This is a genomic window from Vibrio sp. ED002 (assembly GCF_023277445.1).
Taxonomy (GTDB): Bacteria; Pseudomonadota; Gammaproteobacteria; order Enterobacterales; family Vibrionaceae; genus Vibrio; species Vibrio jasicida.
This window is the reverse complement of record NZ_CP080239.1, coordinates 466,795-487,560: the sequence shown is the minus strand read 5'-3', so window position 1 is coordinate 487,560 and position 20,766 is coordinate 466,795. Positions and strand designations below refer to the sequence as shown.

Here is a 20,766-nt window from a genome sequence, read left to right as displayed (position 1 = left end):
TGTCCCCAGCTCCAATCAACGTGGCTGAATGAAGTATAGCTCGTCGAAACGTTATCTTTCTTATGCCGCACGGAGTGAACTTTTAATGATAGGAAGTGGTTCAAGTCGTCAATAAAGATTTGAAATTAAGTATTTGTTTTTCATCCACTCAGGCTCAATAATCAATTATGCCTTACAGAATTGGATTGGAAAGAATCGTGACGCCACCAAATACGCTTCAACTGCTATTAGTCGAAGACAATCTAGAGCTAGCAGAAACAACCGTTGAACACTTTGAACTAGAAGGTGTTGAATGTGATCACGTACCTAACGGTATTGCTGCTCTCGATTTGATTGCTAAAACACATTACCACGTGGTGATTCTTGACCTCAACTTGCCTCGACTCTCTGGTTTGGAGGTATGTCAAAAGTTACGGGAACAAGGTAACGATGTCCCCGTTATTATGCTGACAGCAAGAGATACGCTGAACGATAAAATCATCGGTTTTGAGACTGGCGCAGACGATTATTTAACTAAACCGTTCGCATTCGAAGAATTGTTTATGCGCGTCAAGGTACTGTCTCGTCGACGCAGTGGCGAGGTAAATCTGCTCCAGCTAAAAGATCTACAAATGAACGTCAAAGAGCGCAACGTAAAGCGTGCCAATGATGAAATTAAACTCTCACCTACGGGTTATCGTATTTTGGAAGTACTCCTTAGAGCGACACCCAATCCAATCAGTCGTGAAGACTTAATCCAGAAGGTATGGGGAGATGAACAACCGGACACCAACAGCTTAAAAGTGCACATGTTCAAATTAAGGCATGCACTCGATGATAATTACGAAGAGAAGCTACTCCAAACCATCAAAAACTTTGGGTTCGTCTTAAAGTAACCTCTCAGACACTTAGCAAGCATCAGTCAGTAATCTTACTTCCGGAGTACTGATGTTTTGGTACATCACTTGGCATTGGAAGTTGATGCTTTTCTTATCCAAATCAGAAGTGAAGAAAATATAGATTTGGTTGTTTGGCGTGCTTTGTCAGTAAACAGATCGGCTGCGTGTCGATCTTTCTGAAACGTCGTCACAGAAACCACATCGGTTTCCATTATTCAACTCTATGGCGTCTTTCTGTGAATTCAAAAATCGAGGGTAACAGCCACCGAAAAATATGAAGAATCACAATCGCGACAACAAACTCGTTTAAGGTAAACCCTTTGCTATCGTCTTAATTCTCTTATGCAAATGTCACTTTCACGACTCTACCGTTGGCTAATACTTGTTCATCATATTGCCAGTAGTACTTGTCACAAATCTTTTTAATCAGTAATAGACCCAAACCAAAACCGGTTGTTTCGTGGGTCAGGTTTGTTTTTGCATCAGTGTTGATGACTTCGACCTCTAAACCAGTTTGCTTAATTATCACTTTACCTTCTATGGTGTGCTGAAACGCATTACGAATTAGGTTAGTAATGACGATTTTGCACATGCCTGATAAGTGCAAGCATTCGAAACTGTCGACGTTGACCTCAACTTCAACGGCCTTCCCATCTAATAAGTAGCGTTGTTCATTCACCACCAGCTCCGCCAATACGCCTAGGCTTGTCATCGTTTCTTTAAGCTCGGTTGAGTTTTCATGATTGAGCCATAACAAGCTTTCACATAGGTCAGACATCGCCAGGCTGTTATTTTCGATTCTCTGAATATTTTTAAGTAATCGCTCTTTTGGCATATCGCTGGCGATCATTTTTTTCATTAACTCAGAATTGGAACGAATTACTGCAATTGGCGTCCGTAACTCGTGGCTCGCATAACGTATGAACTCTTGCTCTTTCTTCACACTTCTTTGAACTGCAGATAAAGACGAATTGATCACTCGGGCCATCATGTTCAATTCAGAAAACTTAAAGTCAGGTATGTTGGAACGATCATCTTTTTCACGAATATTCATCGCCCATGTTTTTAGTTCTTCGACTGGTTTTGTGATTTTGCGAAGAATAAAGAACACACCGATTAAAAACAGGGTTAACAATACCGCGACAAACAACACGATATAATTGAGTTGCGGTAACAAATTTATGTTAAGTGTATCGGTGAAATCATCGAATGCGTTTTTGTTGATTTTGACTGCGACAAATTTGGTTTGAGCATCCACTTCGCTTTTTATCAACAAATAGATGAAGCGGTTGGCGTTTCTCCCTGCGCGATACTCAGTCTCTGTCGCTTTAAATAACTTCCCTACCGCGAGATCCTTTTCAACAAACTTGAGTTGAAATGCCAAAGGTAAGTCATCCCAATTGGCGGTAATGATAAATGGCGGGTTAATGATGGGTTTGCCTACTTGCGGCTCTTCCGTTTCCGCTTTCACCAGCATGACACCTTTGGTCATAAGATCGATACCAGTATAGAGGTTATAGGTGCTATAAGAGCCCGCAACAACGGCAAGGATTAACCCTAACACCGCAGATACGGTGATTACGTACACTCTAAGGCTGTCTTTGATCTTCACTGATGAGTTTCCTATTGATGCCGTGACTTGGACTTGAGCACATAGCCAAAGTTAGGAAGCGTATGAATAAGCTTGATGTTTTGTCCCTTATCCACCGCCTGACGCAGCTTAAACATGTGAAATTTCAAGCTGTTACTTTCTGGTGACGCATCGCCCCAGACCAATCGCATTATCTTACTTCGACTTACTGGTGAAGGACTAGCGCTCATCATCACTTTCAAAATATTGTAGCAAGTCGGTGATAAATTGAGAGAATCTTCCCCTCGAAAGACCTCCCTACTGCTGATATCGAGTACCAAGTCACCCACAACGAGCCGCTCTGGCGCGCCACTTCTACGTTTTAACAACACCTGTACACGAGCGAGCAGTTCTTCAAGGGCAAAAGGCTTGACCATGTAGTCATCAGCACCAACCTGAAAGCCTGCTAATTTATCGCTCAGATCGCTTCTCGCGCTCAGAATCAAAATAGGTAAGTCAATACCATCTAAACGCAACTCTTCACAGACTTTTAAACCTGACAATTGGGGTAAGTTAACGTCCAGAATGACCAGATCATAGTCATCTGAACGAGCTAACTTTAACGCCATCATACCATTGGATGCATGGTCACAATGAATCCCATTCATCTCTAAGTATTCCATGATGGTCTTTGCTAATTCAATATTGTCGTCGACCAACAAAAGGTGCTTGTGCATTACATCCATTTACCTACATTCCATCACTAACAATCTTCGGTCTCTAACGTTGTCATGCTTTTCCCAGTGCGGCTTGCCGTCGCTGGCACGTAATGAATGCGGCAACGAAACGAGGTTAAGTCGTCCCAATCACCATAAAACTGGGGAAAAATCCAAAATCCGCCATCGTAATCAGTTTCAAAATTCAGCGTATCTTCACCATGATAATCTTGATTAAGAGGTGAGACATCGGCATCAACCAACTCATTAAATTGTTCGTATGCTTGGCGCTGGAAGACATCAAACCAAGGATAGTTGTCTTCATTGGTTAAACGAATTTGTTGCCCATTTAGCACCAAACAACGCATTTGCTTGTGGTAATCACAAGGTTGGATATTAGCCGAAGGAAGTTGTGATTTGGCAGATGCCAACGCAAATGCAGACTCGATCGCCCCTTGAGTAGCCTTTAGAGTGGCAACTCTCGCCTCTGATTGTATTCCCAAGAATTTAGGCGCAGCAATAACGGCCAAGATACCTAAAATAACGATGACAACGACCAGTTCGATCAGAGTAAAACCTTTATTCTTCATAAAATCTCCAAACCGTTGAGACATCCTTGTCTATAGATTTAAATAACGTAGTCAACGCTGCGCTGACGTTTAATATGACGTTTGGCTGTGTACATGTTTCTGTCGGCAATTTCGATGGCAGTATTGACATCGTGGTTGTTCACTTTTGATAGGCCGTACGCAAAGGACAAGTCGTACCCTTTTTCTGAAAAGTAACGCGTCATTTTCACGTTTAACGAATTGAGTCTGTTTTCGATATCGTCGTAAGTAGAGGTATCAAAAATGATTACAAACTCATCACCGCCATAACGAATCACCACGTCTTTATCTCGAAGTGATGATTTCAATAAACACGCAAAATCGACAAGGCAGCTGTCTCCGACTCTATGACCAAACGCGTCGTTAATGGCTTTAAAGCCATTCATATCCAAAAAGGCAACGATCCGGTTTTCATACGCTCCTAAGTGGTACTTCAAAAACGAGCGGGTATAACACTTGGTTAGCTCATCTTTACTCACATCCACCAAACCAACGTTTGAGGGGCAAACGGTCGCAATGATGAATTTCTTGCCGTTGTAGACCATTTTTTCGCGAATCGTGTCGTACTCAATACCCTCGAAAAACTCTTTGTCTTTGTGGAACATAAGATGTTCGTCTTGCAGCAAGTTCCTATCTTTCTCTAAGCACAAACGGTAGCTTTCGTTTTCGTGAATGATCTCTTGCGGTTTCACACCAACAATACTGGTTCCGACCAACTCTCGGTGTGCCGCGTTATCAAAAATCACCACACCTTGCTCGTTTCTCATGATGACCAGCTTTTCAGCTGAATCGAGCATCGACACAACGCCATTCGCAATAATCGATGTATTATTGAAATAGATGTCTCTTAGGTTGCTCAGAGTCGTATTTACGTCTTCGTTGTGCACAACGCCCAAGATGTCATGGTCTTCAATAAAGCGATTCACTTCTTCGCTCTGTACATCTTCAATATTGTTTTCAATCAGAAAGTTATAAAGCTTGTAATCTAAATCCAAGCTCATTCGTAGCAGTGCTTCTACAGGTGCATCTTGCTCAAGGTTGGAAAAGCAATCTAGCTCAACAATCTCCTCTAACGGCATTGCTGGATAGAAATAGAAACCTTGAATCGTTGGCTTTTCGGCAAACAATTCGATCAGTTCTTTTTGACGCTTGTTCTCAACACCTTCAAAAACAACTTTGTGTGTACATAGCGTTTTGATCTTTGAGTACAAAAACGACAGATGCTTAAATTTGCTGTAGTTTTTCTCAATGTCATGAACCAACGAACGGTCAAATTTGACTTCATCCGCGCCGATAGTGAGCGCCAAATCCGCTCTCGCGAAATCTTTACCGAAATCATCAATAGACAGCTTGATGCCGTTGTCTTTTAGCAGCGCAACATGATTAAGAAATTCGTCGTTGAGCTCAACACCTTGATGCTCAACCAACTCTAAAGAAACGTTCTTTCCTTTTAGCTGCTTGATCGCACTGAAGACAAAGTAATCATTCAAAACACTGGTTGGGTAGATGTTGATGGATACCGGAATTTGAATGTCAAACTTCGCGATGTCTTCCAAACAACGCTTCATCACTGATAGATCAAGCGCCATGTTGTCTTTCACTTCGGCGAAAAATTCAGGCAGTGTTTTTTCAACGTCGACTGGTCGTAGCAAAGCTTCAAGACCAACGATCACGCCATCTTTTAGTTTTGGTTGGTACAACAAGTTGAAATCTGACATTAAGAGACCTTTATAAGTGTTTTTATTGAGTTGGTATTCACGTAGTTCGCTGACCAACACGTTTAATGACACTCGCCTCTACTTCCTGTTAATCATTAACAAGGTTAAATTCCATCTCAAAGCCAACGCTTTAAGAGGCATAGTGTGTGATATGAGTCATATCTTAAATTTCTCATGGTTAACGCTAAGTTAACGCCCGAACTTGTTTTGATGATTTGTTTTTATCGTCACCATAACGGTATGTTTTAAGCGACTTTTAAGGGAACTTTTTAAGGGAATACGCACAGCTTTTGAGCACAAAAAAAGCCACTTTAAAAAGTGGCTCTAAGAATCATTTTGTTAGCCCACTACACTCTACAGGGTCTTTGACGACCACGGTTGCGGCTGCACTAGTCGCACCGGCTTGTGTGTATTTGATACAAGTTTTGTCATAACCCGCAATGCCGAAGTAGATTGAATCGCCACCAGGGATTTCTTTGTGTGCCCAGTCTTCTCTCAAGCCTTGCACCACAATAGATAGGTCATTCAAGGTTGCTTTTGGGTACCCGTAAGCGATAGCCAAATCAAGCGTACCTGTACCATCAGTATCCAAGTTAGCCTCTTCTGCGCGTTCGACACCCATCAACGCCGCTTTGCCGTAAACAATGCCCATCGCACCGTTCATCGCCCCTCTAAACCCAGCAATTGCCGCGTTTCTTGCATCATCTTGCAAATTCAAGAATCGAGGCGCTGCTGTCACAGATAAAATACCTAAGATGACAATGACCACGACCAATTCAATTAAGGTAAAACCTTTCGCCTTCATTTTTTATTTCCCAACTACAAACGAGAGAAAAATCACGATGACAAGAGGCAGAAGCCCTGACTCTCCATCGGCTGACGGAGAATATACGACGGGGAAAGTTAACGCAGGGTTAACTCAAAACGGGCAGAAAAAATAAAGTTTAGGCAATCGATTAGCGCGGACAAAACTGATGCGTGTTAATGCGTGTAAGAGGAAGATCTTAGCAACATCACAAAGCAAAAGTTACGATTTAGACACTATTGCCACCGTAAAACAATTACGCTCCACTTGATGTGATACAGAAAACGCATCCGTCATTTGGGCAATGAGCATCAAGCCTCGTCCTGAAGGCATCCAACTCTGTTCATCAAATAGATTTGGCGCCTCTATTTGCTTTGAGGTGTAGCTTTGGAAGGTTTCATCAGTAATGCGATTACCATAATCAAATACACGCACTTCTATGTTGTGCTGCTTGCCTTGTATTAGTTCGCATTCTAACTCGACCGTTTTTCCGGTTTGTTCTTGATAGGCATGGATGAAAGCATTGTTCATCAACTCAACCACACACAACTCTAGGGTTTGCATGGCATGAGAAGAAACCGAATGTTGTTGAAGGAACTCAACCAATTCGAGACTCGCTTGGCGTGAAACTTCTAAAGACGCTTGATAGGATTTCTGGAATACCGCACTCGGCGAATTGACGGCTTGCGACTGCCTAGAACCCAACCATTGCACTTTCAACACGCTCACATCATCGTCGAGTTCCGGTTTTCCTTGCCAGTTTTGCACTTGCTCCAAAACGGCATTGGTTTGTGCCTTTTCTGGCATCGCTTGACTCCCTTCAATGTTGGATAGCAGTCGGTCAATGCCGTAAAGCTCCTCACCTTGCTTGGCCTCTGTTAGGCCATCGGAGAAAAACCAAAGGGCGTCATTAGGCTTAAGTTGGATACTTCCACCTTGGTACATCATCGGCTCTAATGCCCCAACAATGAAGTTGTTGTCGCCAACAAGTTCCAAGCGGTTTTGTTCCGTCTGTTGCCAAACGAATTTAGGGTGTCCTGCAGTGCAATAATTCAGCTCACCGGTTTCGGTGTTCAACACGGCGTATTCGATAGTGAAGTAAAGCTTGCTGTTTTGCGCTTGTTGGTAGCGCCGATTAAGCCTTTCAATCACAGCGGCAGGCTCACTGATGCGGTATTCATTGTCGCTCCAGTCTAACGTTATGGACTCCGATTGGTGACGTTGTGACAAAGTTTGCTGGACTGAAAATGCCATCAGTGCTGAAGAAATACCATGGCCCGATACATCAAATACGTAGAAAGCAACATGTTGCTCATCAAGCTCGACATAACCAAACATGTCGCCACCGATCTTGGAACAAGGCACATAAGTAAAGCTGAATTTTGCCGTGTGAATTTGTTCTTCCACTGGTAATAACTGAGTCATCAAATCACTCGCAGCGTCGAGATCTTGTTGAATAGTTTGATAGGCTAAATCGAGCTCTTGGTTTTTTGTCGTGAGCGTATTGTGCAGTTCTAAGGTACGAAAACCCGCTCGGATGCGCGCTTGTAGTTCCTCTACAGATGTCTTCTTGTCGACAAAGTCATCGGCGCCTGCATCCATGCCTTTGATGATGGATTCTTGATCGTTACGGGAAGAGAGAAGCACAAAGAAGATATAACGAGAAAACGCCGACGATTTAAGCTCACGGCAAAGCTCAATACCACTGATGCCCGGCATCATCAAATCACTGAGGACAAACTGAATGTCAGTTCGGTGAGTCAGCACTTCTAACGCAGACTCACCATCTTCAACGGCAATGACCTCGTACCCTTGCTTTTGCAATGCGCTGGTCATATAGAGCAACACCGTTTTACTGTCATCGACCAACAAAATTGATTTCATAATGCTCCCTGCTTATGACGCAGTGCCTAACGAAGGATGGCGTTAGTGGACTGTTCGTCTCTAAATCGAGTGTAATCTTCTGATAATAGTTGGTGTTGGTAACGGGTATAAGACAACGCCTCATTCGAGACAACGATTTGGTTTTCTTTTTCCACCAGTTGCCCGCGCAGCAATTCAATTTGTTGATGTTGTTGAGTGTGGTTTTGATACATCGCAACTAATCCACACACAGACGCTACGAGCAGCGTACACAACACGCCATTGATGGTTTTACTTCGAACACGCATAACCTCTCCTTGTCGCTTGGTGTCCTTCATTACTTGGTGAAGTCCAATAATGATTGGGACGTCTACAAACTAAGAACTCAAGGTTCCAAAACGCCGTGAGAGCCAATTGATGTTGTTTCATTAATTGAGTTAATTATAGGAGAAAGGCAGAAAAAGAAGAGAAAACCCGATAAAATTGAAGATCTTTGCGCTTAAAACGACAAAAAGCAGCAAGTCTACAAAAGCCTTGCTGCTCAGAAAAATCACGCTAGAAGTTAACCTTGAAACGCTTCACGCACCGACACTTGTTCAAACCAACGAGCAATATTTGGGTAGGTTTCGAACACTTCAATACTCAAACCATTTACGGCAAAACCAACAAAAATGTAGCCGGTAATGTCTACGATGGTGAAGTTGTCCGTGGCGATATGCTCGCTTTCTGATAGGCGCTTGTCGAGAATTGGTAGGAATTCTAATACGCGAGATTTCGACTCGTCACCCCACGCAGCCACACAGTTTTCACGATCTTGGTAAATTGCTGTGATATTGCGAAACGCCTGAAAAGCCGTGTACAAACCTTGGAATTCGACAACGCGATGCCACATTTCCACCTGAGCACGTTCGAGCTGGTTAGCACCAAACAGCGCCAGATCATTTTCAAACGCTTCATCTAGGTAGCGACAAATTGCCACGCTTTCACAGATCGTCGTGCCATCATCCAGTTCCAGCAGAGGCACTTTGCCGTTCACGCTTTTCGATTTAAACGGTTCAGATAGGTTATCACCCTCACGAACGTTCAGCGCAATTCGCTCAACCTCGCCACCGATTTCCTTTAGAAAAATGCTAACTCGCTTACAACTTGGAGTCATTGCGGTTTCATAGAGCTTCATTTCACATCCTTTTATCTTTTTCTAACCGATTGGTTAGGATATACTGTAGCCAGTTTATAAACGATCAGTCAAGAACTTCACTATCAAAAATTTTCAAACAGCTGTGGGTCTGTTTGCTGAGCGAGATTTTTGATGCCGTTTGTGAGTTCACATGAATTTGGGGGCTGATACCCAAGAATAGATGGGTATTCATCATATTGGTTCAGTTCGAACGCTAGAGGTTCTCTGTACCATCCCTCCAAAGCAATTTAATTACCCGATAAGCAGACCCAGGCAGGTAATTTATGGCAAGAAAAGCCAACTTCGACCGAGATGAAAAGCTTCTCGTGGCTATGGATGTGTTTTGGCGCAAGGGCTTTGCGAACACGTCTATCTCGGATCTCACAGACGAGTTGAACATCAACCGCTTCAGTCTTTACAACACCTATGGTGACAAGCAACAGCTCTACTACGAAGCGCTCGATACCTACTTGAAAAAGGTCTCGCTACCATCACTGAATGATTTGGAAAAAGACGACGCGTCTTTACCTGAGTTGGAATCGTTCCTTAAATCTTTTGCTGAGCTGCAGCGCAAACGCAACTGTGGGTGTTTTATCCAAAATGCGTTGATTGAGCACGCTGGGGAAGACGATGATGTACTGCGCAAAGGGCATTTTTTGTTTGACCATCTTATCGACATCATTGCGGATGCGCTGACCAATGCACAAAAAGAAACCTTAGTGCCGAAAACGCTGAAACCAGAAGAGCTTGCTCGTTTTGTTCTCAACAACATGCAAGGCATGCGCGTACTTGGCAAAGCCAAACGTTATGCCGACTTGGATACGGCGCTTTCCTGCTTGCTGGTTTTGATTAGGAAGTGACATGTCGATTGAAGTGATAGCGGTACGTCTTACCAAAGGCATGGACTTAAAGCTCAGCCTTGCGAAATTGGTCGAGCAGCATGGTATCAAAGCTGGCTCGATTGCCTCATGCGTTGGCTGTGTCTCTGACCTCAACCTTCGTTTGGCAAGTGCAGAGAGTACGTTAACCAAGCAAGAGCCATTTGAAATCGTCTCTGTGATGGGAACCCTAACGCCTGAACATCAACACGTTCATATCTCGGTGTCTGATCGTGAAGGACGAGTCTGGGGCGGGCATTTAATGGAAGGCACGGTTATTGATACCACCGCAGAATTGATCATCCATTCTTACTCAGAACTTGAGTTTACCAGAACGATGGACGACTCGACTGGCTATACCGAGCTGAAAGTGAATCCTTCCAAATAGTAAAAAGCTCCAGAGCCATACTGTGCTGTCTCTGGAGCTTTATTCGCTTGTCTCTTACGCTAAGAATTTACTCATATCGAGCAAGCTAATTTCGAGGATCATTCTTCGGCTAAATAACAAACCTGATTATCGTCGATCGTTACTTGCCACGTTTTTAGACAGAGCGCTTCGTCTTCCAGACATTGCCCACTCTTTAAACTGAAGTGCTGTTTATACAGTGGTGATGCAACACACATCTCACCATCAATATCACCGACAATCCCTCGACTCATCACATAAGCCTTACCTATTGGGTCCCAATCTTGAACGGCGTAAACACCGCTATCTGGAATGTAGAATAACGCAACGTGCTCGCCTTCAATCAATACAGTAGCACCGATAAACGGCATTAAGTCATCAAGCTGACACAATTTAACTTTGGTTAAAGCTGCCATTTACACCTCCTGTTTCAAGGGAATACGCTGACCGCGCACACGTTGGTACGGCAAGACTTTACTGCCCGACGTGCTGTTCAAGAAAGGACGGAAGCGTTGCAGTTTTTGAGGATTATCCAGCGTACTCTTCCACTCACATTGATAGGTATCTACGACTCGCGCCATTTGTTCATCCAAAGAATCACATAAATTCAGAGAGTCATCCAAAATCACTTGTTTAAGGTAATCTAGGCCCCCTTCCATGTTCTCCATCCACACCGACGTGCGCTGCAAGCGATCAGCGCTGCTGACGTAGAACATCAAAACTCGGTCAATCATGGTGATCAACTCTGACTTAGATAAGTCAGATGCAAACAAATCAGCGTGTCGTGGTCTCATGCCGCCATTACCGCAAACGTATAGATTCCAGCCGTTTTCGGTGGCGATCACCCCAATGTCTTTACTTTGCGCTTCTGCACACTCGCGAGTACAGCCCGATACGGCAAACTTAAGCTTATGGGGCGCTCGCAATCCTTTGTAGCGGTTCTCTAACTCAATGGCTAATCCAACTGAATCATCAACACCATAACGACACCAAGTAGAACCCACGCACGATTTCACGGTGCGCACCGATTTACCGTAGGCGTGCCCTGTTTCAAAACCGGCATCAATTAAGGTTTGCCAGATTTCAGGAAGCTGTTCTAACTGCGCGCCAAATAAATCCACCCGCTGACCGCCAGTGATCTTGGTGTACAGATCGTATTGCTGAGCAACTTCGCCTAGCACGATGAGTTTGTCTGGTGTGATTTCGCCGCCCGGAACACGAGGTACAATCGAGTAAGAGCCATCTTTTTGCAGGTTCGCCATAAAGGCATCGTTGGAATCTTGCAGAGATTGATGCTGTCGCTCCATAATGTGTTCATTCCACAAAGAAGCAAATACAGATGCCGCTGTCGGCTTACAGATATCACACCCATGCCCTTTGCCATGCAGTGCAATTAAGGTGTCGAAGTCTTTGATTTGTTCCACTTGGCAAATATGGAACATCTCTTGTCGACTGAGCTCAAAGTGCTCACAAAGGTGGTTGTTAACCTCTACCCCCATAGCTGCCAATTGAGTATCCAATACCGACTTCACCATATTGCTACAGCCACCACATCCAGTACCGGCTTTGGTATTGGCTTTAAGGTCCGTCAGGTTGGTAGTGCCAGCTTGAATCTCGGCAACTAAGTCGCCTTTTGTGACGTTGTGACAAGAACAGATAATGGCGTTGTCTGGCATCTCTCCATCCAGCATTCCAGTATCAAATAGCAGGTTCGCCGCGTGGTCTGGCAAGACTGTTTTGTTCAAATAACACTGTAAGAGCGCATCGTAATCGCTGTTATCACCGACGAGAATCGCACCAAGTAATTGGGTGCCGCTCGCATCAACCACCAGCTTTTTGTAGATGCCTGCAACCGCATCTTGCAATACCATTTCTTGTGCGCCTTCGGTCTGCATTTGTGCATCGCCGATAGACGCCACATCCACCCCAAGCAGCTTGAGCTTGGTACTCATGTCTGCGCCTTTAAAACCTTCGCTTGGCATACCAGTCAAGACATCGGCAGTGGTTCTCGCCATGGTGTAACCGGGTGCGACTAAACCAAAGATCTTCTGCTCCCAAAGAGCACATTCGCCAATCGCGTAAATATTCTCATCGCTGGTTTGGCATTGGTTGTTAATCACAATACCGCCTCGCTCGCCGACTTCTAGCTCAGCCATTTTTGCCAGCTCATCTTGAGGACGAATGCCTGCGGAAAAGACAATCACATCCACTTCGAGAGGATCTTTGTCTTTAAACACCATACGATGCTTAGCCGTTTCACCATCGCAGATTCGTTCCGTACCCGTTGAGGTGTGAACGGTTAGCCCTAGCGCTTCAATCTTCTCTTTTAGCACTAAGCCAGCACCATCGTCTAACTGCACGGGCATCAGGCGAGGAGCAAATTCAATGACGTGAGTTTCTAACCCCAATAGTTTGAGTGCATTTGCCGCTTCTAAACCCAATAAGCCGCCGCCAATCACTGCGCCTGTTCTTGCGCCTTCACATGCCTTTTTGATTTGTGAAAGATCATCAAGCGTGCGGTAGACAAACACGTTGTTGCGGTCTTTACCTTCAATTGGCGGCACAAATGGGTACGAACCAGTCGCGAGCACAAGTTGGTCGTAACCCAGCACATCTTCACCATCAAGCAGAAGGCGCTTTTGTTCTCTGTCGATGCCTGTTACTTGGCTGCCAAGTACGAGTTGGATGCCATGCATGTCGTACCATTCTTGGTTACTCAGCATCAAATCATCATGAGACTTACCCGCAAACAAAGAGGACAACTGTACACGGTCATACGCAATAAAACGCTCTGCACCAATCACGGTAATTCGGTGCTCCATATGCGCGCTTTTCTGCACTAATTGCTCGACGAGATGCTGCCCGACCATACCGTTGCCTACCACAACGATGTGGCTCAATGCGTTCTTTACTGGGATCGTTAAAGGACTGTTCATCGCTGCCTCCTTATGCCGTTTGCGCTGCGGTTTTGGGTTTCTCTTCTTTCGAAGCAGGAATCTCGACTTTGGATTGCTTCTCATAAAGGAACTTCAACACCGCTTGTCGACACTTCTGATACTGCGCATCATCCGCCAGTGCGACACGCTCACGAGGGCGAGGTAGATTCACTTCTAACACTTCACCAATGGTTGCTGCCGGTCCGTTGGTCATCATCACGATTTTGTCGGATAGCAGCACCGCTTCATCCACATCGTGAGTAATCATGATCACGGTGTTGTTTAGTTCGGCTTGAATCTTCATCAGTGCATCCTGTAAGTGCGCACGAGTTAACGCATCCAACGCACCAAATGGTTCATCCATCAGCAAAACCTTTGGTTGAAGTGCCAATGCTCTCGCAATGCCGACTCGCTGCTTCATACCACCCGAGATTTCATCCGGCTTTTTGTGCGCGGCATGCTGCATTTGAATCAACTCCAAGTAGTGATTCACTTGTTCCTGAATCCACGCTTTGCCCTTTTTGCCGGCAATTTGTTTTACAGCTAGCTCAACGTTTTGATACACGGTTAACCAAGGCAATAATGAATGGTTTTGGAACACCACTGCGCGGTCTGGTCCTGGTCCAGCTACCTCTCGCCCATCGACGATCACGCCGCCGTCTGTTGGCATGTGCAGCCCTGCGACTAAGTTCAATACCGTTGATTTACCGCAGCCAGAGTGGCCAATTAGGGATACAAACTCGCCCTTATTGATTTGTAAATCGACGTTCTTAAGCGCGATGAACTCGCCATCTGGCGTTGGGAATCGCATCCCTAAACGCGTTAGATCTAATAATGCTTTTTCCATGATCTTTTCCCTTATCTCAACGCTTGTTGTTTATTCCAAGACAGCCACTTTTGAAGTTGCAGCATGCCTCTATCGAGCATCAAACCGATAAAGCCGATGGTGATGACAGCCACCATGATGCGCCCCAATGATGCTGAACTGCCGTTCTGGAACTCATCCCAAACGAACTTGCCTAACCCTGGGTTCTGCGCGAGCATCTCTGCCGCAATCAATACCATCCAAGCGATACCTAAAGAGAGACGTAAACCGGTGAAGATCATTGGAATGGCAGAAGGTAAAACGATGGTGCGTATGTGCTGCCACCACGAAAGTTGGAGCACTTTGCTCACGTTGATTAAGTCTTTATCAACGCTCGTTACACCCACAGCGGTATTAATCAGCGTCGGCCATAAGCTACACAGCGCCACAGTGATCAAAGAGTTAATGAACGACTTAGCAAACATCGGGTCATCACTCACATAAGTGGCACTCACCACCATAGTGACGATAGGCAGCCAAGCCAAAGGTGATACGGGCTTGAGCAATTGAATGATTGGGTTGAACGCTTGATACAGCCCTTGATTCAGACCAAGCACGATGCCAAGCGGAATCGCGATAATCGTCGCCAACAAAAAGCCCGCAGTTACAGTCACTAAGCTTGTTATGATTTGGTCGAAGAATGTCGGTTTACCTGTGTAAGGACGAATCTTCACTTCGGCGTCTGGATTCTTGGCTAACTTCGCAGCATTGCGCTTTTCCTGACGCTCGATAAACGCTTGTTCCTTTTCTCGCTCTTGCCAATGGTCATCGACAAGGTTGCTGAACTGTTGAAAAGTTTGCACTGGTCCCGGTAGCGTACCTAATGAGGTTTGCACTTCTCTCGCCGCTAAGTGCCACATTGCCAAAAAGATCAGCAAACCAATGACGGGCAAAAGCACCAACCGACTTCGGTTCACTACCTGCTTAGCAGGAAAAAGGGAAATGACATTACTAGACATACTCACTCCTAAGAAATTTACATCCTTGTTATTGCGGGCAGACTCACCTGCCCGCTGTATTTTTTGTAGGACTGCTCATCCTAAACCTTGTCTTTTCCTTTAAGCCCGATAGAGAACTTCTCTAGATACTTATTTGGCTCACGACCGTCATAAACGATGTTGTCGATAAAGTGTGTTTGTGGCGCACGAAAACCATCTTCAGCACTAAAATCTGGGAAGTCTTTTTTGCTCAACACACCATCTTCAATCAGTGCTTGAGCCGCTTGTTGGTAAATGTCCGGACGGTAAACCTCTTTTGCGACATCCATGTACCAATCATCGGATTTCTCGCTTGAGATCTGTCCCCAGCGACGCATTTGGGTCAGGTACCAAATCGCGTCGCTGTAGTACGGGTACGTGGCGTTATGACGGAAGAACACGTTGAAGTCTGGCACGTCTCGTTTGTCGCCTTTCTCGTATTCAAACGTGCCGGTCATTGAGTTGGCAATAACTTCGGCATCGGCTCCGACGTATTCGCTTTTTGATAGCATCTTCACTGCTTCTTGGCGGTTGGCATTGTCGTTTTCATCCAACCAATGTGCCGCTCGAATCAAGGCTTTTACTACGCGAATGTGCGTGTTTGGATACTTCTCAGCCCAAGCTTTGGAAACACCGAATACTTTCTCTGGGTTGTTCTTCCAGATCTCGTAATCGGTCACAACTGGTGTGCCAATGCCTTTGAATACGGCTTGTTGGTTCCATGGTTCGCCTACGCAGTACCCTTTGATCGTGCCCGCTTCCATCGTCGCTGGCATTTGTGGTGGCGGTGTAACACTCAAAAGAACGTCAGCATCCAACTGGCCACTGTTGTCTCCTGATTCTGGGGCATAAAAGCCTGGATGAATCCCGCCCGCCGCTAACCAGTAACGCAACTCATAGTTGTGCGTCGATACAGGGAACACCATGCCCATATTGAAAGGTTTGCCTTTATCCAGATAGCTGTCGACCACAGGCTTCAGTGCATCCGCTTTGATTGGGTGAACAGGTTTGCCATCTGGTTGTTTTGGAATGTATTGCTTCATCTGCTCCCAAGTATCATTGGAAACCGTGATTGCGTTGCCGTTCAAATCCATACTGAACGCGGTAATCACTTCTGCTTTTGTGCCAACACCAATCGTTGCGCCCAATGGCTGACCAGCAAGCATGTGCGCACCAGCAAGCTCACCATCGATGACTCGGTCTAAAAGCACCTTCCAGTTTGCTTGCGCTTCTAAAGTGACGTACAAGCCTTCGTCTTCAAAAAAGCCTTTCTCATAAGCAACCGCCAGCGGTGCCATATCGGTTAACTTAATAAAACCAAACTTCAGGTCTTCAATTTCTGGCTCACCCAACTCTGCCTTTACGCTGACCGTGGTGAATACTGATAACGAAATTGCTGACACTTTCAGCATCGAACTCCATTTCATTGGTTTGCTCCCATAAAAAAAGCGCCACTACTCCGAAGAGCAGTAGCGCCGTTGCTAAGTCTACAATTACCGCCGTTGATAATTGAGATAAGCGATTCAACAATAAACCCAATTCTACTAATCCAATTACTGTGCCAACTTATTTTTCACAGTAAATACAATAAATTAGCATATTCCGCAGTTCGTTATCCCCCGTTATTGCTTGCTGATAGTGCAACACGCACCACGTTAGAAAGTGCACCCTAACCCCAAAGTAGTAGAACAACTAATCCAACACCTCCAAAGTTGTTATCAAATTCTTGGCAACTTGTGCGAGCGTTTGGCTTGATTGCATGGCTGAATTTCTTAGCGCTTTATAAGCCTGTTCTTCATCAACGCTGTGCATCTTCATCAGCAGACCCTTGGCTTTTTCCACCAGCTTGCGCTCTTCGATCTTATGGGTCAGCGATTCAATTTCCAATTGCATACTTTCGAATTTCGCTCTCACTAATGTCGCATGCTCAATCCAAGGTTGAAGTGCAAACTCACTATCATGTGGCATGAGTACATAGTCCATTTTTTCTGATAACCGATTGATATCATTAGATGATAACTGCTTTAAGACGATAAGAAGTGGTGCCGATTTTCTGCGGCAGAAATCGACGATCAAACGCAGTTCTGCCGTTGGCTGCTGCCATCCAACCACAACGCTTGCTGACGGTTCTCGCTGCATAAGCGTTTCTAGTTGTGCCAATTGGCAACCGATGATGTTGTCGTAATCTTTGCTCAATAAGCCGGCCAATCGAGCCTGCTCTTCGAGGCTATCGCAGCATACTATGATGGGTGTTTTTGACGTTGATTGAGTCATGCACATTCCTTGTTTATATCTCACTCACTAAGAGAGACATAACAAGGAATGTGCCAACTAAAGTAGACGCGTTTTAACTAGAGGCAAGATGTTCTTTGAAGAAGCCGAGTGTGCGCTCCCAAGCGAGTGCTGCTTCTTCCGGTGCGTAGCGTGCTGTTGAGTCGTTATGGAAGCCGTGGTTGACGTTCTCATACATTAACGCTTGATACTGTGCGTCGGTTGCGATCAATTGCTGCTCATAAGCAGGCCATGTGTCGTTAACACGCTTATCGAGCCCTGCAAAGTGAAGCATCAACGGTCCTTTGACTTGCTTTTGGATCTCTTGTGCAGCTGGTGTTCCATAAAAAGGCACACCTGCATCGAGCTCTTCAGGCATTACCGCTGCAAGCATATTGACAATGTATCCACCGAAGCAGAATCCAACCGCGCCCAATTTACCGTTACCACCCTCGTATTGTTTGAGGAAGTTAGCCGCTGCAATAAAGTCTTGTTCGATCTTGGCTCTGTCCATCTCTTTCTGCATGGCGCGCCCCTCATCGTCGTTCCCCGGATAGCCGCCGAGTGGATAAAGTGCGTCTGGAGCGAAAGCAATAAAACCATCTTTTGCAAGTCGTCTTGCGACGTCTTTGATATAAGGGTTCAGACCTCGATTTTCATGAATAACCAACACGGTCGGCGATTTTAAGGTCTTCTTCTGTGGCATCACCAAATAACCACGCCCTTCTCCATGCCCATTTGGAGATGGAAAGGTTTCGTAAGTTGCTTTGATGTCAGGATCGTTAAATGAAACTTGTTCTGCGAGTGCGTAATTCGGGGTTAACGCGTCGACCAGTGCTGTCATGCTAAAGCCAAGCACAGCAAGGCCACCCAGCCTATTTAGAAACTCACGGCGCGTGATTTTTCCGTGGGCGTATTCGTCGTACCAATCGAAGGCTTCTTGCGGGATCGGATGGGAAGCCTTTTCACTAGGAGTGGTATGCTTTAGAACCATTATCCATGTCCTCTGTGTCTTACCATATGGGATTTTCTCATTCTCAAAAGCGCAGGGAGAAACGAACGCGATTGAGGCTAAAACTTTGGTTTCACCATTCTGATACGGAGCAAGGTGGTGAAACACATCATTGGCGAGCTAGGATCTTTTACCTTCTTCAAACAATAGATAATGGATTCAGATTCAACAACTTTGCGTCGTTGGTTTTACATTAATTGACAGTAGTGCGTTATTGCTGGGCGCAATAGGCTTGCCAGTAAGAGAAGGCACGTTCGAATGCTATTTCTCTGTCGTGCATTTGTGCAAACAAGACCACTGTCATGGTGGCAAGAACCGTATTTGCCATTTGGTTCATGTCATCTTCTGACGTCCCAAATGGGCAGTTCGCAGGCATTGGCACCTCAGATAGCATTTGCTCCGTCCAGTAATGCGATGTCACACCACTTGTTTGGCTTAACCATACGGTTTGGCTTACTTTCGGGTTGTATTCTGACTCACCCGATTGTCCTTTGAATGACACAACGGCATGAGCGGTTTGACCAATCTCGAATTCGACTTCAGCATGAAGTTGTTGGAACCCAGGATGGAAGCTACCACGAATACCAACCGTCGCCTGCCCCGGATTCAATGCTCGAACCACGGTATTAATCGGCGTTCTAAGCCCATAACAATTCTTCCAACCGATCATGGTTTCTGCTTGGGGTGCAAACGAACTCAGCGGCAGATACACAATGTTTTGTGTTTCTAACACACGCTTTGCTTCTTCTGCTGATTCCGCTTTGTTGATAGAAAACTTATCGAGGTAATCTTCGGCATGCAAACGACCAGATTGACGGTCGTGATAGCCGTGCATCAGCACTTTATGACCATTATCGGCGAGGATCTTCGCTGCCAACAGGTGCCAAGGCTGCCCTGCCGCTTCACGTTTGCCTGCATAACATGGCCAGTCAATGTCTGCACCAATAGCTGGCATGCGGGATTGGAATGCTTTCACAAAGCCAGCGATTTCTTGTTGAGTTTCGTTCTGTACACGGATCAGCATCAATAGCATTGCCATCTGATCGTCGTCGCACTCACCGTTTAGGTATTCATCCATAACTCGAAACGCTTGGTCAAAGTTCAGTGGTTTTCTACCACGTTCGCCACGACCGACTGTTCTAATACATTCCAAAATGCTGCTCATATTCCCTCGTATTCCGTCACTGACTGTACGGTTTCTATTAGTTGTTCGCGCAGTTTGACAACTTCTCCCATCACAATCAATGCTGGGCTCACGCCTTTAAGTGTAATCGATAAATCATTGAGCTGATTGAGTTGTGTAACATGCACTTGTTGTTGAGGGCTGCAACCATGAGTGATGATCGCGACTGGAAAATCTTCTCTCAAACCAGAGCCTATTAAACCCGTTTGTATTTGCGATGACTTTTCTAACCCCATATAGAAGACTAACGTTTGTCCGCTTTGCATCAGTTGGCTCCACGCTTCAAATGCGCCTGTTACCACTTGCCCCGTCACAAAGGTAACGCTACGAGCAACGCCACGATGAGTCAGCGGAATCAAGCTGTTTGCTGAACATCCAATCGCAGCGGTAATGCCGGGAATGACTTCGTACGCGATTGAGTGTTTGACGAGCGCTAATGCTTCTTCGCCTCCACGGCCAAATACGAAAGGATCTCCCCCTTTTAAGCGCACAACTCGCTTTCCTTGTTGAGCGAGCGACACCATCAAGTCACAAATTTCTTCCTGACCAATACTAGGTTGTCCGCATCGTTTGCCCACGTAAATCCAATCGGCTTGTGGCGGAGCCAACTCCAAAATATCTTTGTTAACCAAACGGTCGTACAGCAGAATCTCTGCCGACATAATCGCTTTCACAGCCTTTACGGTTAACAAGTCAGGATCAGTGCGGCCCTGCTCCGACAATCGAGACAAAACCTTTGTGGTTCGCGTCTAGGTCTACTGAATGGTCTTCTAAAAGTTGGTTCAGTTTGCTTGCTTGGTCATGCTTAGAAAAACGAGACGAGCGTTCTTGTTTCTGACTCGCTTGTCCTTTCTTAAACCAAGACTTTTGATAAGGCGCTTCCATGTGCTTATCCTCTTTATG

Annotated in this window: 19 protein-coding genes and 1 pseudogene; 3 read left to right on the top strand and 17 right to left on the bottom strand. The window is 45.4% G+C overall.

What is annotated here, in order from left to right; translation table 11 throughout:
* Window positions 1-197 precede the first annotated feature (197 nt).
* On the top strand, window positions 198-875 hold the full coding sequence (locus tag ITG12_RS18960) for a response regulator transcription factor (RefSeq protein ID WP_038878088.1): 678 nt from the start codon (window positions 198-200) through the stop codon (window positions 873-875).
* A gap of 343 nt (window positions 876-1,218) precedes the next feature.
* Here ITG12_RS18960 and ITG12_RS18955 read toward each other — a convergent pair whose 3' ends face one another.
* From ITG12_RS18955 to ITG12_RS18920, 8 genes are all read right to left on the bottom strand, one after another.
* On the bottom strand, window positions 1,219-2,490 hold the full coding sequence (locus tag ITG12_RS18955) for a HAMP domain-containing sensor histidine kinase (RefSeq protein WP_038878091.1): 1,272 nt from the start codon (window positions 2,488-2,490) through the stop codon (window positions 1,219-1,221).
* Window positions 2,491-2,501: 11 nt separating this feature from the next.
* Entirely contained in the window at window positions 2,502-3,194 is a 693-nt protein-coding gene (locus tag ITG12_RS18950; protein ID WP_283102945.1) for a response regulator transcription factor, read from the bottom strand.
* A gap of 17 nt (window positions 3,195-3,211) precedes the next feature.
* On the bottom strand, window positions 3,212-3,754 hold the full coding sequence (locus ITG12_RS18945) for a prepilin-type N-terminal cleavage/methylation domain-containing protein (RefSeq protein ID WP_038878094.1): 543 nt from the start codon (window positions 3,752-3,754) through the stop codon (window positions 3,212-3,214).
* A 38-nt stretch (window positions 3,755-3,792) separates the two neighbouring features.
* A complete protein-coding gene (locus ITG12_RS18940) occupies window positions 3,793-5,562 on the bottom strand; it encodes a GGDEF domain-containing protein (RefSeq protein ID WP_038878097.1) in 1,770 nt (589 codons plus the stop codon).
* 259 nt (window positions 5,563-5,821) lie between these two features.
* Window positions 5,822-6,295: a type II secretion system protein gene (locus ITG12_RS18935; RefSeq protein ID WP_038878100.1), complete on the bottom strand. Its 474-nt coding sequence runs from the start codon at window positions 6,293-6,295 to the stop codon at window positions 5,822-5,824.
* 222 nt (window positions 6,296-6,517) lie between these two features.
* On the bottom strand, window positions 6,518-8,179 hold the full coding sequence (locus tag ITG12_RS18930) for a SpoIIE family protein phosphatase (protein WP_038878103.1): 1,662 nt from the start codon (window positions 8,177-8,179) through the stop codon (window positions 6,518-6,520).
* Window positions 8,180-8,205: 26 nt separating this feature from the next.
* Complete coding sequence (locus ITG12_RS18925) at window positions 8,206-8,466, bottom strand: hypothetical protein (protein WP_038878106.1); 261 nt, start codon at window positions 8,464-8,466, stop codon at window positions 8,206-8,208.
* A gap of 254 nt (window positions 8,467-8,720) precedes the next feature.
* Window positions 8,721-9,335, bottom strand: a complete 615-nt coding sequence (locus ITG12_RS18920; protein WP_005450075.1) for a glutathione S-transferase — start codon at window positions 9,333-9,335, stop codon at window positions 8,721-8,723.
* Window positions 9,336-9,619: 284 nt separating this feature from the next.
* Between ITG12_RS18920 and ITG12_RS18915 the strand changes: the two genes are divergently transcribed.
* Together ITG12_RS18915 and ITG12_RS18910 are read left to right on the top strand one after the other, a co-directional pair.
* The gene (locus ITG12_RS18915) at window positions 9,620-10,195 is read left to right on the top strand and encodes a TetR/AcrR family transcriptional regulator (RefSeq protein WP_005375904.1); all 576 of its coding nucleotides are present in this window, start codon (window positions 9,620-9,622) and stop codon (window positions 10,193-10,195) included.
* A gap of 1 nt (window position 10,196) precedes the next feature.
* On the top strand, window positions 10,197-10,601 hold the full coding sequence (locus tag ITG12_RS18910) for a PPC domain-containing DNA-binding protein (protein ID WP_038878110.1): 405 nt from the start codon (window positions 10,197-10,199) through the stop codon (window positions 10,599-10,601).
* Window positions 10,602-10,699: 98 nt separating this feature from the next.
* On the opposite strand, the gene nirD is transcribed toward ITG12_RS18910, so the two are convergent.
* The 9 genes and pseudogenes from nirD to cobA all read right to left on the bottom strand — a co-directional run bounded on the left by nirD (window position 10,700) and on the right by cobA (window position 20,748).
* Window positions 10,700-11,035: a nitrite reductase small subunit NirD gene (gene nirD / locus ITG12_RS18905; protein ID WP_038878113.1), complete on the bottom strand. Its 336-nt coding sequence runs from the start codon at window positions 11,033-11,035 to the stop codon at window positions 10,700-10,702.
* On the bottom strand, window positions 11,036-13,555 hold the full coding sequence (nirB, locus tag ITG12_RS18900) for a nitrite reductase large subunit NirB (protein WP_050568836.1): 2,520 nt from the start codon (window positions 13,553-13,555) through the stop codon (window positions 11,036-11,038).
* Window positions 13,556-13,565: 10 nt separating this feature from the next.
* Window positions 13,566-14,402: an ABC transporter ATP-binding protein gene (locus tag ITG12_RS18895; RefSeq protein ID WP_038871668.1), complete on the bottom strand. Its 837-nt coding sequence runs from the start codon at window positions 14,400-14,402 to the stop codon at window positions 13,566-13,568.
* A gap of 11 nt (window positions 14,403-14,413) precedes the next feature.
* Window positions 14,414-15,379 (bottom strand): ABC transporter permease, encoded by a 966-nt coding sequence (locus tag ITG12_RS18890; RefSeq protein ID WP_042604122.1) that lies wholly within the window; start codon window positions 15,377-15,379, stop codon window positions 14,414-14,416.
* An 80-nt stretch (window positions 15,380-15,459) separates the two neighbouring features.
* A complete protein-coding gene (locus ITG12_RS18885; protein WP_005387573.1) occupies window positions 15,460-16,824 on the bottom strand; it encodes a CmpA/NrtA family ABC transporter substrate-binding protein in 1,365 nt (454 codons plus the stop codon).
* A gap of 265 nt (window positions 16,825-17,089) precedes the next feature.
* Window positions 17,090-17,671, bottom strand: a complete 582-nt coding sequence (locus ITG12_RS18880) for an ANTAR domain-containing protein (protein ID WP_248874726.1) — start codon at window positions 17,669-17,671, stop codon at window positions 17,090-17,092.
* Between the two features lie 73 nt (window positions 17,672-17,744).
* Window positions 17,745-18,662, bottom strand: coding sequence for a dienelactone hydrolase family protein (locus ITG12_RS18875; RefSeq protein ID WP_038878122.1), 918 nt, complete (start codon window positions 18,660-18,662; stop codon window positions 17,745-17,747).
* Window positions 18,663-18,891: 229 nt separating this feature from the next.
* Window positions 18,892-19,845 carry a glycosyl transferase family protein gene (locus tag ITG12_RS18870; protein WP_038878124.1) on the bottom strand — a complete coding sequence of 318 codons (954 nt, stop codon included), beginning with the start codon at window positions 19,843-19,845 and terminating at the stop codon, window positions 18,892-18,894.
* Window positions 19,842-20,748: pseudogene (cobA, locus tag ITG12_RS18865) on the bottom strand (uroporphyrinogen-III C-methyltransferase). Before cobA ends, ITG12_RS18870 begins: the two are co-directional and overlap by 4 nt.
* Window positions 20,749-20,766 lie beyond the last annotated feature (18 nt).